The sequence below is a fragment of the Pseudomonas sp. NPDC090592 genome (genome assembly GCF_044769185.1).
GTDB lineage: Bacteria > Pseudomonadota > Gammaproteobacteria > Pseudomonadales > Pseudomonadaceae > Aquipseudomonas.
Map to the genome: position 1 here is coordinate 254070 of NZ_JBIVXJ010000001.1, position 12512 is coordinate 266581.

General features: G+C 63.4%; 12 protein-coding genes. 7 read left to right on the forward strand and 5 right to left on the reverse strand.

Annotated elements, in window-relative coordinates:
• Positions 1 to 116: 116 nt before the first annotated feature.
• The gene (locus ACIQUI_RS01120) at positions 117 to 2294 is read right to left on the reverse strand and encodes a malate synthase G (RefSeq protein WP_403194298.1); all 2178 of its coding nucleotides are present in this window, start codon (positions 2292 to 2294) and stop codon (positions 117 to 119) included.
• Positions 2295 to 2744: 450 nt separating this feature from the next.
• Between ACIQUI_RS01120 and ACIQUI_RS01125 the strand changes: the two genes are divergently transcribed.
• The gene (locus ACIQUI_RS01125; protein ID WP_403194300.1) at positions 2745 to 3263 is read left to right on the forward strand and encodes a glycine cleavage system protein R; all 519 of its coding nucleotides are present in this window, start codon (positions 2745 to 2747) and stop codon (positions 3261 to 3263) included.
• Between the two features lie 247 nt (positions 3264 to 3510).
• Here ACIQUI_RS01125 and rarD read toward each other — a convergent pair whose 3' ends face one another.
• The 4 genes from rarD to ACIQUI_RS01145 all read right to left on the reverse strand — a co-directional run bounded on the left by rarD (position 3511) and on the right by ACIQUI_RS01145 (position 7269).
• The gene (gene rarD, locus ACIQUI_RS01130) at positions 3511 to 4398 is read right to left on the reverse strand and encodes an EamA family transporter RarD (protein ID WP_403194302.1); all 888 of its coding nucleotides are present in this window, start codon (positions 4396 to 4398) and stop codon (positions 3511 to 3513) included.
• Positions 4399 to 4462: 64 nt separating this feature from the next.
• The gene (locus tag ACIQUI_RS01135) at positions 4463 to 5437 is read right to left on the reverse strand and encodes a serine/threonine protein kinase (protein ID WP_403194304.1); all 975 of its coding nucleotides are present in this window, start codon (positions 5435 to 5437) and stop codon (positions 4463 to 4465) included.
• A gap of 162 nt (positions 5438 to 5599) precedes the next feature.
• Positions 5600 to 6364, reverse strand: coding sequence for a TOBE domain-containing protein (locus tag ACIQUI_RS01140; protein WP_403194306.1), 765 nt, complete (start codon positions 6362 to 6364; stop codon positions 5600 to 5602).
• Positions 6365 to 6537: 173 nt separating this feature from the next.
• The gene (locus ACIQUI_RS01145; RefSeq protein ID WP_403194308.1) at positions 6538 to 7269 is read right to left on the reverse strand and encodes a ComF family protein; all 732 of its coding nucleotides are present in this window, start codon (positions 7267 to 7269) and stop codon (positions 6538 to 6540) included.
• A gap of 89 nt (positions 7270 to 7358) precedes the next feature.
• Here ACIQUI_RS01145 and bioB point away from each other — a divergent pair, with 89 nt between their 5' ends.
• The 6 genes from bioB to ACIQUI_RS01175 all read left to right on the forward strand — a co-directional run bounded on the left by bioB (position 7359) and on the right by ACIQUI_RS01175 (position 12341).
• The gene (gene bioB / locus ACIQUI_RS01150; protein WP_016497669.1) at positions 7359 to 8417 is read left to right on the forward strand and encodes a biotin synthase BioB; all 1059 of its coding nucleotides are present in this window, start codon (positions 7359 to 7361) and stop codon (positions 8415 to 8417) included.
• Between the two features lies 1 nt (position 8418).
• Positions 8419 to 9591: an 8-amino-7-oxononanoate synthase gene (bioF, locus tag ACIQUI_RS01155; protein ID WP_403194310.1), complete on the forward strand. Its 1173-nt coding sequence runs from the start codon at positions 8419 to 8421 to the stop codon at positions 9589 to 9591.
• On the forward strand, positions 9584 to 10315 hold the full coding sequence (locus tag ACIQUI_RS01160; RefSeq protein ID WP_403194311.1) for an alpha/beta fold hydrolase: 732 nt from the start codon (positions 9584 to 9586) through the stop codon (positions 10313 to 10315). Before bioF ends, ACIQUI_RS01160 begins: the two co-directional genes overlap by 8 nt.
• Positions 10308 to 11123, forward strand: coding sequence for a malonyl-ACP O-methyltransferase BioC (gene bioC / locus ACIQUI_RS01165; protein ID WP_403194313.1), 816 nt, complete (start codon positions 10308 to 10310; stop codon positions 11121 to 11123). Before ACIQUI_RS01160 ends, bioC begins: the two co-directional genes overlap by 8 nt.
• Positions 11124 to 11133: 10 nt before the next feature.
• Positions 11134 to 11814, forward strand: coding sequence for a dethiobiotin synthase (gene bioD / locus ACIQUI_RS01170; protein WP_403194315.1), 681 nt, complete (start codon positions 11134 to 11136; stop codon positions 11812 to 11814).
• Positions 11815 to 12044: 230 nt separating this feature from the next.
• The gene (locus tag ACIQUI_RS01175) at positions 12045 to 12341 is read left to right on the forward strand and encodes a pyrroloquinoline quinone biosynthesis protein PqqE (RefSeq protein ID WP_391136634.1); all 297 of its coding nucleotides are present in this window, start codon (positions 12045 to 12047) and stop codon (positions 12339 to 12341) included.
• Positions 12342 to 12512 lie beyond the last annotated feature (171 nt).

The following is a 12512-nucleotide window of genomic DNA, read 5'->3' on the forward strand; positions in this document are numbered from 1 at the left end:
GCGACACAAGGCCGCTCCCACAAGTGGCGCGCTGTACATGAGTCTTGCGCGGAACCTGTGGGAGCGGCCTTGTGTCGCGATAGGGCCGCAAAGCGGCCCCCGTTCGCAGGTGTAACTTACAGCCCGTTACGCGCCTTGAACTCGCGGCGACGGCGGTGCAGCACCGGCTCGGTGTAACCGTTCGGCTGCTTGCCACCTTCCACCACCAGCTCGATAGCCGCCTGGAACGCGACGTTGTCGTCGAAGTTCGGCGCCATCGGGCGGTACAGGGCGTCGCTGGCGTTCTGCTGGTCAACCACCACCGCCATGCGCTTGAGGCTTTCCAGCACCTGCTCCTGGCTGACCACGCCATGGCGCAGCCAGTTGGCCAGCAGCTGGGCCGAAATACGCAGGGTGGCGCGGTCTTCCATCAGGCCGACGTTGTTGATGTCCGGCACCTTCGAGCAACCCACGCCCTGGTCGATCCAGCGAACCACGTAGCCAAGAATGCCCTGGGCGTTGTTATCCAGTTCGTTGCGGATCTCTTCAGCCGACCAGTTGGTGTCGGCAGCCAGCGGGATGGCCAGGATGTCGTCCACCGACGCAGGGGTACGCGAGGCCAGCTCACGCTGGCGCGCCTGTACGTCGACCTTGTGGTAGTGCAGGGCGTGCAGGGTGGCGGCGGTTGGCGACGGCACCCAGGCGGTGTTGGCGCCGGCCAGCGGGTGGGCGATTTTCTGCTCGAGCATGGCGGCCATCAGGTCGGGCATGGCCCACATGCCTTTGCCGATTTGCGCACGGCCTTGCAGGCCGGTGGCCAAGCCGACGTCGACGTTGTTGTTCTCGTAGGCGCCGATCCACTTCTCGTTTTTCATGGCGCCTTTGCGCACGACGGCGCCGGCTTCCATCGAGGTGTGGATTTCATCGCCCGTGCGGTCGAGGAAGCCGGTGTTGATGAACACCACACGCTCGGCGGCTGCCTTGATGCAGGACTTGAGGTTGACCGTGGTACGGCGCTCCTCGTCCATGATGCCGACCTTGACGGTATTGCGCTTCATGCCCAGCAGGTCTTCGACCTGGCTGAAGATTTCGGCGGCGAATGCCACTTCTTCCGGGCCGTGCATCTTCGGCTTGACGATGTACACGCTGCCGCTGCGGGTGTTCTTGCGGCTGGTGTTGCCGTTGAGGTTGTGCAGGGCGACCAGGTTGGTGAACAGGCCGTCCTGGATGCCTTCGGGGATTTCGTTGCCCTGGGCATCGAGGATCGCCGGGTTGGTCATCAGGTGGCCAACGTTACGCACGAACAGCAGCGAACGGCCATGCAGGGTCACGCTGCCACCGTTTGGCGCGGCGTACTCGCGGTCCGGGTTCATGGTGCGGGTGAAGGTTTTGCCACCCTTGCTCACGGTTTCGGCCAGGTCGCCTTTCATCAGGCCCAGCCAGTTGCGGTAGACGATTACCTTGTCGTCGGCGTCGACGGCGGCAACCGAGTCTTCGCAGTCCATGATGGTGGTCAGTGCCGATTCCATCAGGATGTCTTTCACACTGGCGGCGTCGGTGCTGCCAACCGGGGTGCTGGCATCGACCTGGATTTCGAAGTGCAGGCCGTTGTGTTTCAGCAGCACGGCAGTCGGTGCAGCGGCATCGCCGTGGAAGCCGACCAGTTGGGCATCGTTGCGCAGGCCGCTGTTGCTGCCGCCTTTGAGGGCAACAATCAACTTGCCGCCTTCGATGCGGTAGCCGGTGGAATCGACGTGCGAGCCGGCGGCCAGTGGCGCAGCTTCGTCGAGGAAGGCGCGGGCGAAGGCGATGACTTTGTCGCCACGTACTTTGTTGTAACCCTGGCCTTTTTCGGCGCCGCCTTCATCACTGATGGCATCGGTGCCGTACAGGGCATCGTACAGCGAACCCCAGCGGGCGTTAGCGGCGTTCAGGGCGAAGCGGGCGTTCATCACTGGAACAACCAGCTGCGGGCCGGCCATGTGGGCGATTTCTTCGTCCACGTTCTGGGTGGTGGCCTGGAAATCGTCGGCTTGTGGCAGCAGGTAGCCGATTTCCTGGAGGAATGCTTTGTAGGCTACGGCATCGTGTGCCTGGCCTTTGCGTGCCTGGTGCCAGGCGTCGATCTTGGCTTGCAGCTCGTCGCGCTTGGCGAGCAGGGCTTTGTTCTTTGGAGCGAGGTCATTGATGATCTTCTCTGCACCCGCCCAGAACTGCTCGGCGACGATGCCGGTCCCGGGGATGGCTTCGTTGTTCACGAAGTCGTACAGGACCTTGGCGACCTGAAGGCCACCGACTTGAACGTATCCAGTCATTGCTTGCCTCACTCTGCTCAGCTATTTCGCTCTTCTGTATTAAGCCTGTAGCGCTTCTCTAAACACGTACCAGTACTTGCCCCCGGGGGTGAGCCCGAACGCGGCTGGGTGCAGCCTGCCAGACAGGCTGGCGGGCAGTGTGCGTATTTTCACAGGCGCCTTGGCAGACATCCAAACGACGTTTTGTAGTCCGCGCCACGGGATACTACATGAAGCAGTAGGCGGGGCAAAATCAGACTAAAAGCGCCGTTATGCGACCGTTTGGTCGCGTATGGTCACGCTGGGAGTTGGTATGTTCGCAAAAAACAGGTGGATTGTTCCAGATAAATCTTGAAACAGTACACGATTGGCTATGCTGATTGCCCTGCGGCAGGTTGCCGCGCCTTGCCTATACTGAGTCGATCCCCTGATTTTCAGCCGCACGGCGCGGTCCGACACGAGGAAGGGCTTGTGGATCATCTTGTACTGACTGTAATCGCTCCCGACAAGGCCGGGCAGGTTGAACGCATTGCCCAATGTATCGCCGACCACAGTGGCAACTGGCTGGAGAGCCGCATGTCGCGTATGGCCGGGCAGTTCGCCGGCATCCTGCGGGTGGCCGTGCCGGCCGAGAATTACGCTGAGCTGGTGGCGTCGTTGCAGGCGCTGGCCAGGTATGACATTCGGGTACTGATTGCCGAAAGCGGCATCGAGCCTTCGTGTACCTGGAAGCCGATTGCGATGGAGTTGGTGGGGAATGACCGGCCGGGGATCGTGCGTGATATCACCCGCCTGCTGGCGGATCTGGGGGTGAACCTTGAGCGGTTTACCACTGAGGTGCGGCCGGCACCCATGAGCAGCGAGCCACTGTTCCATGCCGATGCCTTGCTGGCATTGCCGTTGACCCTGTCGCTGGAGGATTTGCAGCAGAAGCTGGAGAGCCTGGCGGACGACTTGATGGTGGAGTTGAAGCTTCGGCCGGAGGATTGATCCGAGATTGCCGGGCTGCAAAGCAGCCCCCTGCGGTTATCCCGATATCACGGGGAAGGCCCTGTGGATAACCTGGGGGTTCACCTCTCCAGCCCAGGCCGCGCGCGCCTTCCACGGCTTTGATCAAAAAACGCTCAAAAATCAGCACCTTGTGCACAAAGCACGGGGACGAGGTTGTGGATAACCTTTGGAGATGTCTCTGCAAGCCACGAACCACATGGCCTGCAGAGTTTTGATCATTTATTGATCAGCTGCGCTTGCGCAAACTCAGCCACGCATCGACGCTGTAAATCGCCAAACCCGCCCAAATGAACATGAACGCCACCAAGGTGCTCGACGACAGATGCTCATCAAACAGCAGTACCGCCTGCAACAACACCAGGGTCGGCGCCAGGTACTGCAAGAAACCCAGCGTGGTATAGGGCAGGTGGCGCGCCGCCGCGTTGAAGCACACCAACGGTATTAGCGTCACCGGCCCAGCGGCCATCAGCCACAGCGCCTCGCTGCTGGTGTAGAACGCACCCTGGGCACTCATCGCCGCCGGGTGCAGCAGCAGCCAGCCAGCGGCCAGCGGCACCAGCATCCAGGTTTCCACCACCAGGCCCGGCAATGCTGCCACCGGTGCCTGCTTGCGAATCAGCCCATAGAAGCCGAAGCTCAGCGCCAGTACCAGCGACACCCAGGGCAGGCTGCCCACTTGCCATACTTGCTGTGCCACACCCACGGCCGCCATGCCCACCGCCAGCCATTGCAGACGACGCAAGCGCTCGCCAAGAATCAGCATGCCCAGGAGCACATTGATCAGCGGATTGATGTAGTAGCCCAGGCTGGCCTCAAGCATGCGGCCGTTGTTCACCGACCACACATAAGTCAGCCAGTTGCCCGCGATCAGTGCCCCGCTCAGCGCCAGGATGGCCAGGCGGCGAGGGTTGTCACGCAGTTCGCGCCACCAGCCAGGGTGTTTCCACACCAGCAGCAGCAATGAGCCGAACAGTGCTGACCACAGTACCCGGTGGACAATGATCTCCACTGCCGGGACGTTCTGGATCGCCTTGAAGTACAGGGGGAACAGGCCCCAGATGATGTAGGCACTAAGGCCCAGTATGTACCCGCGACGCGGGTTTGCGGCGTGCATGCAGAATCCTTGCTTAGGTAGCTAAATAAAGCGACGCCTATTGTAGACAGAGGCGGGCGTGCTTCTAGAACAATTTCAGCGGTGCTTCATCCAGCGCTGCCATCTGTTCACGCAGGGCGAGGATCTGGTCGCCCCAATAACGTGGCTGGCCAAACCAGGGGAAGCTGGGCGGGAACGCCGGATCGTCCCAGCGCCGTGCCAGCCAGGCGCTGTAGTGCAGTTGGCGCAGGGCGCGCAGGGGTTCGATCAGGGCCAGCTCGCGCGGGTCGAAGTCGTGGAATTCGTTGTAGCCGTCGATCAGCTCGGCCAGTTGCCCCAGGCGCTCTTCGCGGTTGCCGGCCAGCATCATCCACAGGTCTTGCACCGCCGGCCCCATGCGGCAGTCGTCGAGGTCGACCACGTGGTAGACCTCGTCGCGGTGCATCAGGTTGCCGGGGTGTAGGTCGCCGTGCAGGCGGATGAGGTTGTGCGGGGTGCGGGCGTAGATGTCCTCGACCCGCTTGAGCAGGTCGCGGGCTACGGATTCGAACGCAGGCAACAGCTCGCGCGGGACAAAACCGCCTTCCAGCAGGGTTTTCAGCGAGGCATGGCCGAAGTTGTCCACAGCCAGCGCTTCGCGGTGTGCGAACGGTTTGCTGGCGCCCACGGCATGCAGGCGGCCGAGCAACTGGCCGAGGCGATACAACTGGTCGAGGTTGCCCGGCTCCGGCGCGTGGCCGCCACGGCGGGGGAACAGGGTAAAGCGAAAGCCCTGGTGTTCGAACAAGGTACGGCCGTCGTGCTGCATGGGCGCCACCACCGGCACTTCGCAGTCGGCCAGTTCGGCGGTGAAGCTGTGTTCTTCGAGGATCGCCGCATCGCTCCAGCGGCCTGGGCGGTAGAACTTGGCGATCAGCGGCTGTGCGTCTTCGATGCCTACCTGATAGACACGGTTTTCATAGCTGTTCAGTGCCAGCACCCGGGCGTCGCTCAGGAAGCCAATGCTCTCCACGGCGTCCAGGACCAGGTCGGGGGTGAGGGTGTCGAAGGGGTGGGACATGGGGGCTCCGGGGGTAAGCGGCGTGGGGCCATGTTACCGCGTTCCACCTGTGGCGGCCTCTTCGCGGGCATGCCCGCTCCCACAGGTACGGTGCACATGCTGCGGGCGGCGCGGTCCCTGTGGGAGCGGGCAAGCCCGCGAACCGCGCACAGCGCGGCCAGGTTATGCAGGTACCCCGATCAACACATAAGACGGATGAAACTGCACCCGTACCGCGCTGCCATCCACCACCTGCTGCCCGACCAACCAATCCGCCTCGGCAATCGCACACAGTGTCTGCCCATTTCCCAACGCCAGTCGGACCTCACTGGGCCCATCAACATCTGTCAGCACTTCCTCCACCGTCGCCTGCAGGCAATTGCTGCCCACTTCAGCCTCATCCCCCACCGCCAGCAACCGCACCCAGCCAGCCTTGAGCAGCGCCACCACCATCGTGCCCAGCGTCAATTCCAGCCGCGCGGTACTGTCATGCGTGATCAGCGCATCGATCTCCAACCCGCCGCCCAACGCCAGACTGACCCGGTCATACCGGCCCTCACGACGCAAACCGCTGACCTGGCCCTGCAACTGGTTACGCGCACTGGTGCGCAGCATCAGCCGCCCGAGCAGATCGAGGTCGCTGGACTCTTCGGCAGCTTCGAGTATCTGCGCCTGCAACGCCTGCAGCCTTTGATAAAGGCGCAGCACCCGCTCACCTTCCGGTGACAGACGCGCACCGCCACCACCACGGCCACCCGTGCTGCGCTCGACCAAGGGCTGGTTGGCCAGGTTGTTGAGCTCGTCGATGGCATCCCAGGCGGCCTTGTAGCTGATGCCCGCCGCCTTCGCGGCGCGAGTGATCGAGCCTTGTTCGGCGATGTGCTGCAACAGCGCAATGCGCTGAGGGCGGCGGGCGATGTGCTGGGTGAGGAGGGTGGGTAGGGACATGGGCATCCGGTCGTTGTAAGGCCTGAAGATGGATAGTGTGTAGGAGCGGCCTTGTGTCGCGAAAGGGGCGCGTAGCGGCCCCACGGTTTCTGCCCGGGCAGAGATCGCTGGGGCTGTTGCGCAGCCCGATCGCGACACAAGGCCGCTCCTACAGATGGAGTGCCGATTTCGAGTCATACATAGCCAGGCTTGGGCGTGCGTGCCAGGCAGTAGACATCCACCCGCCGTGCCCCGGCCTTTCGCAGTACCTGTGCAATCGCCTGAGCGGTGGTGCCGGTGGTCAACACATCATCGACGACAGCGACATGCTGGTCCGCCAGATCGCCTGTGGCTGTAAACGCCTGTTGCAAGTTACGTCGCCTTGCCTTGGCATCCAGCTTTTGTTGCGCAGGTGTATCGCGCGTGCGTACCAGTAACCGCTCGTCGCAGCGTAGCCCCAGTTGCGACGATAACCATCGCCCGAGCATCGCGGCCTGGTTGAACCCTCGTTCACGCAGTCGACGTTTGGCCAAGGGTACTGGCAACAGGAGGTCAGGGCGGGGCAGCCCTTCGGCAAAGCGATGCAGTAGCCCATGCCCCAGCAGTTCAGCCATCAACCGCCCCAGGGGCCATTGCCGATTGTGCTTGAAGCGGCTGACCAGGGTGTCGACCGGAAAGCCGAATTGCCACAGCGCAATCACCTGCTCGAAGGCCGGCGCACGGCGGCAGCACTGGGCGCAGGTCAGGCCAGCCATGGGCAGTGGCAGGGCGCAGCGCAGGCAATGATCGCCCAACCAGGGCAGTTCCTGCTCGCAGGCGATGCACAGTGGGTAGGCCTGTTCGGCGGGTTCATCGCACAATAAACACGATTGATTAATAAGTGAGCACTTGTAAACCAGTCTTTTCCAATGCGGTTGACAGTTCATAGGCCTTCCATGACTATGCGAGCTATCCGTGATGCGCTGGCGGGCTTTCCTGCCCCGGCGCCTGCTTCAGCCTAAACAAGGAAACGCCGATGAGCGCCAGCACAACTGCAACAACACGTCACGACTGGTCCCTGGCCGAGGTCAAGGCGCTGTTCCAGCAACCGTTCAATGACTTGCTATTCCAGGCGCAGACTGTGCACCGCGCGCATTTCGACCCTAACCGCGTGCAGGTTTCGACCCTGTTGTCGATCAAGACCGGCGCCTGCCCGGAAGACTGCAAATATTGTCCACAGTCCGGCCACTACAACACCGGGCTGGAAAAACAGAAGCTGATGGAAGTGCAGAAGGTGCTGGAAGAGGCTGCCCGCGCCAAAGCCATCGGCTCCACCCGCTTCTGCATGGGCGCAGCCTGGAAGCACCCGTCGGCCAAAGACATGCCCTACGTGCTGGAAATGGTCAAAGGTGTGAAGGCCATGGGCCTGGAAACCTGCATGACCCTCGGCAAACTCGACCAGGAGCAAACCGCTGCCCTGGCCCAGGCTGGCCTGGACTACTACAACCACAACCTCGACACCTCGCCGGAGTTCTACGGCAGCATCATCACCACCCGTACCTACAGCGAGCGCCTGCAAACCCTGGCCTACGTGCGCGATGCCGGGATGAAGATCTGCTCCGGTGGCATCCTGGGCATGGGTGAGTCGCTGGACGACCGCGCCGGCCTGCTGATCCAGCTGGCCAACCTGCCCGAGCACCCGGAGTCGGTGCCGATCAACATGCTGGTCAAGGTGGCCGGCACGCCGCTGGCCGAGGAAGAGGATGTCGACCCGTTCGATTTCATCCGCATGCTGGCCGTTGCCCGCCTGCTGATGCCCAAGTCGCACGTGCGCCTGTCCGCCGGCCGCGAGCAAATGAACGAGCAGATGCAGGCCCTGGCCTTCATGGCGGGCGCCAACTCGATCTTCTACGGCGAAAAACTGCTGACCACCGCCAACCCGCAGGCCGACAAGGACATGCAGCTGTTCGCCCGCCTGGGCATCAAGCCCGAGGCACGTGAAGAGCACGCCGACGAAGTGCACCAGGCCGCCATCGAGCAGGCGCTGGTCGAGCAGCGTAGCAGCGAGATGTTCTACAACGCCGCGTCGGCCTGAGATGGCCTTTGACCTGGCGGCGCGCCTGGCCGAACGGCGCGCCGCAGACTTGTATCGGCAGCGGCCGCTACTGGAAAGCCCGCAAGGGCCGGAAGTGGTGGTCGACGGCCAGCGTTTGCTGGCCTTTTGCAGCAATGACTACCTGGGCCTGGCCAATCACCCTGAAGTAATCGCCGCCTGGCAGGCCGGCGCCGAGCGCTGGGGTGTCGGTGGTGGCGCCTCGCACCTGGTGATCGGCCACAGCACGCCGCACCACCAGGTTGAAGAGGCGCTGGCCGAACTCACCGGGCGCCCGCGTGCGCTGTTGTTCTCCACCGGCTACATGGCCAACCTCGGCGCCATCACCGCGCTGGTGGGGCAGGGCGACACGGTGCTGCAAGACCGCCTGAACCACGCCTCGCTGCTGGATGGCGGGCTGCTCAGTGGCGCCCGTTTCAACCGTTACCTGCACAATGACCCGGCCAGCCTGGCCAGCCGCCTGGACAAGGCCGTCGGCAATACCCTGGTGGTGACCGATGGCGTCTTCAGCATGGACGGCGACCTGGCCGACCTGCCGGCGCTGGCCGATGTGGCCCGGGCGCGCGGTGCCTGGCTGATGGTCGACGACGCCCATGGCCTGGGGACGTTGGGCGCACAGGGTGGTGGTATCGTCGAGCACTTCGGGCTTGGCGTGGATGAAGTACCGGTGCTGATCGGCACATTGGGCAAGGCCTGCGGTACGGCGGGCGCCTTTGTTGCCGGCAGCGAAGAGCTGATCGAGGCGCTGGTGCAGTTTGCCCGCCCCTACATCTACACCACCAGCCAGCCACCGGCGCTGGCCTGCGCCACGCTCAAGAGCCTGGAGTTGCTGCGCCGCGAAACCTGGCGCCGTGAGCACCTGGCAGCGTTGATCCGCCAGTTCCGCGAAGGCGCACGACAGATCGGCCTGCAACTGATGGACAGCCCGACACCTATCCAGCCCATCGTGATCGGCGACAGCGCACAGGCCCTGCGCCTGTCGCGCATGTTGCGCGAACGCGGCTTGCTGGTGACGGCCATCCGCCCACCCACCGTACCGGCTGGCAGCGCCCGCCTGCGGGTGACCCTGAGTGCCGCGCACAGCGAAGCGCAGGTGCAGCTATTGTTGAATGCATTGGCCGAGTGTTATCCACAGTTGGAGAACGCCGATGCGTAATCGCCTTGTACTGCTGCCCGGCTGGGGCCTGGGCACTGCTTCACTGGAGCCGCTGGCGGCCAGCCTGCGTGCCCAGGATTCACGTTTGCAGGTAGAGCTGATGCCCCTGCCCGAGCTGGCCGACAGCGATGTTCAGGCATGGGTGGACCACCTTGATCGCAAGCTGCCGAGCGATGTGTGGCTGGGTGGCTGGTCGCTGGGCGGCATGCTGGCCAGCGCCTTGGCGCACAAGCGTGGTGACCACTGCTGCGGCCTGCTGACCCTGGCCAGCAACCCCAGCTTCGTGGCCCGCCCGGGCTGGCTCCACGGCATGGCCGAAGACACTTTCGGCACCTTCCTCGATGGCTGTCGCAGCCATACCCAGGTCACCCTCAAGCGCTTCCGTACCTTGTGCAGTGATGGCGCGCAGCAGCCACGCACGCTGCTACGTCAGCTGGGCGTCGGCGTGCCGGATACCGACCCGCTGTACTTGGCCACCGGCCTTGAAGTGCTGGCCAAGCTGGATACCCGTGAGGCGTTGCAGGCCTATGGCGGCCCGCAGTTGCACCTGTTCGCCGGCAGCGATGCACTGGTGCCGGCAGAGGCGGCAAAAGCGTTGAGCGAGCTGCTGCCCGATGTGGAAGTGGGCCTGGTTGAAGACAGTTCCCACGCGTTCCTGCTGGAGTACCCGCAGGAGCTGGCGGCGGGCATCAAGAGTTTCCTGCATGAGAGTGGCGATGACTGACCTATCCCGTCCGACCCCTGGCGCGCTGCCCGACAAACGCCAGGTGGCGGCCTCGTTCTCTCGCGCTGCGGCCAGCTACGACAGCGTGGCAGCGTTGCAGCGCGCAGTAGGTTTGCACCTGCTGGAGCAGCTGCCGGCAGGCTTGCAGCCTTCGCGTTGGCTGGACCTGGGCAGCGGGACCGGCCATTTCAGCCGTATTCTGGCCGGGCGTTTTGCGTACGCCAGCGGCGTGGCAGTGGATATCGCCGAAGGCATGCTGCGCCACGCCCGCCATGAGCAGAACGGGGCTCAGTATCACGTGGCTGGCGACGCCGAACGCTTGCCGCTACGTGATGCAAGCGTCGATCTGGTGTTCACCAGCCTGGCCGTGCAATGGTGCGACCAGTTCGCCAGTGTGTTGGCAGAAGCCCTGCGCGTGCTGCGCCCAGGTGGTGTGCTGGCCTTCAGTAGCCTGTGTGTGGGCACCCTCGATGAACTGCGCGCCAGCTGGCAGGCGGTGGATGGCCTGGTGCATGTGAACCGCTTCCGCCGGTTTGAGGATTACCAGCGCCTGTGTGCCGATAGCGGCCTTGAACAACTTGGCTTGCAGCGCTGCCCGCATGTGCTGCACTACCCGGATGTGCGCAGCCTGACCCATGAACTGAAGGCGTTGGGTGCGCACAACCTGAACCCGGGCCGCCCTTCCGGCCTGACTGGCCGGGCGCGGATGCAGGGCCTGTTGCAGGCCTATGAAGCATTTCGCCAGCCCGAGGGGCTGCCAGCCACCTATCAGGTGGTCTATGGTGTGTTGCGCAAGCCACTGGGGTAAGGGGAGCGAGATGAGCCAGGCCTATTTCATTGCCGGTACCGATACCGATGTCGGCAAGACCACCATCGCCGCCGGGCTTTTGCATGCGGCGCGTTTGCAGGGCATGAGCACATTGGGTGCCAAGCCGGTGGCCTCGGGTTGCACGATGACGGCCAAAGGCTTGCGCAACAGTGATGCCCAGGCGCTGATTGATGAAAGCACGATCAAGCTGCCGTACGAGCAGGTCAACCCGTTTGCTTTCGAGCCTGCGATTGCTCCGCACGTGGCGGCGCGCGAGGCGGGGGTGACGCTGGGCGTGCCGGAGTTGCTGGCGGCGATGCGCAATGTGCTGCAACAAAATGCCGACTTCACCTTGGTAGAGGGGGCCGGTGGCTGGCGCGTGCCGTTGTCGGGGCTGGAGAACTTGTCTGACCTGGCTGTTGCCTTGCAGCTGCCGGTTATCCTGGTAGTAGGGGTGAGGTTGGGTTGTATCAGCCATGCCTTGCTCAGCGCCGAGGCGATCGAGCGTGACGGGCTGCAACTGGCCGGGTGGGTGGCGAACATCATCGAGCCGCGTACTTCACGGTTGGAAGAGAACCTTGCCAGCCTTGCCGAGCGCTTGCCGGCGCCTTGCCTGGGGCGGGTGCCCAAGCTCAAGCAGGCCAGTGCCGACATGGTGGCTGAGCACCTTCAGCTGGATCTGTTGGATTAGTGGTTTTCAGGCCCGGCCCTATCGCCGGCAAGCCAGCTCCCACAGGTACTGCACAAACCTCAAGGGTTGTGGAGGACTTGTGGGAGCTGGCTTGCCGGCGATAGGGCCGGTGCAGGAATACCCAAGGCCTATCAGCTGGCACCAAGCCATTAGGGATTTAAACGGGCCTTTTCACCGCAGGCCTGCTTTAATTGAGCCTGTTCGTTATCCAGCGTCAATGGAGTCCTGACATGGAAATCACCGGTAGCTCCGCCTATTACGCGGGCCTGAGCGCAATACACACCGGCCAGAACCGCGTCGATCAGGCTGCAAGCCAGATCGCCAACACCGCCGCCGAACGTACCGCCACCAGCCAGTCCAGCGATTTTCAGGCTGAACGCCTGCGCGCGGTCGACCGCAGCCAGCAGATGGACCTGGCCACCAGCGTGGTGCAACAGGCGGTGGGCAAGACCGAAGTCGAGCTTGGCGCAAAAGTCGTCAAGGCTTCCGACGAAATGCTCGGTCGGATCATCGACACCTACGCCTGACCGGGCGCCCACCCGAATTACACACACATACCCCCTGTGGGAGCGGGCATGCCCGCGAATGCGTCAGTTCAGGCACCTCTATTGCCTGGTCTGGCCTCTTCGCGGGCATGCCCGCTCCCACCGGGGGAATGGTATTTTTCGGGCTTGGCGTAAACGACATTTTTCGTGGCG

Excerpts from the sequence above, each read along its gene's own strand:
- ACIQUI_RS01140 (WP_403194306.1), bottom strand. The coding sequence starts at position 6,364 with ATGTCCCTACCCACCCTCCTCACCCAGCACATCGCCCGCCGCCCTCAG.
- ACIQUI_RS01175 (WP_391136634.1), top strand. The coding sequence starts at position 12,045 with ATGGAAATCACCGGTAGCTCCGCCTATTACGCGGGCCTGAGCGCAATA.
- bioF (WP_403194310.1), top strand. The coding sequence starts at position 8,419 with ATGGCCTTTGACCTGGCGGCGCGCCTGGCCGAACGGCGCGCCGCAGAC.
- ACIQUI_RS01120 (WP_403194298.1), bottom strand. The coding sequence starts at position 2,294 with ATGACTGGATACGTTCAAGTCGGTGGCCTTCAGGTCGCCAAGGTCCTG.
- rarD (WP_403194302.1), bottom strand. The coding sequence starts at position 4,398 with ATGCACGCCGCAAACCCGCGTCGCGGGTACATACTGGGCCTTAGTGCC.
- bioC (WP_403194313.1), top strand. The coding sequence starts at position 10,308 with ATGACTGACCTATCCCGTCCGACCCCTGGCGCGCTGCCCGACAAACGC.
- ACIQUI_RS01135 (WP_403194304.1), bottom strand. The coding sequence starts at position 5,437 with ATGTCCCACCCCTTCGACACCCTCACCCCCGACCTGGTCCTGGACGCC.
- bioB (WP_016497669.1), top strand. The coding sequence starts at position 7,359 with ATGAGCGCCAGCACAACTGCAACAACACGTCACGACTGGTCCCTGGCC.
- ACIQUI_RS01145 (WP_403194308.1), bottom strand. The coding sequence starts at position 7,269 with ATGAACTGTCAACCGCATTGGAAAAGACTGGTTTACAAGTGCTCACTT.
- ACIQUI_RS01160 (WP_403194311.1), top strand. The coding sequence starts at position 9,584 with ATGCGTAATCGCCTTGTACTGCTGCCCGGCTGGGGCCTGGGCACTGCT.
- bioD (WP_403194315.1), top strand. The coding sequence starts at position 11,134 with ATGAGCCAGGCCTATTTCATTGCCGGTACCGATACCGATGTCGGCAAG.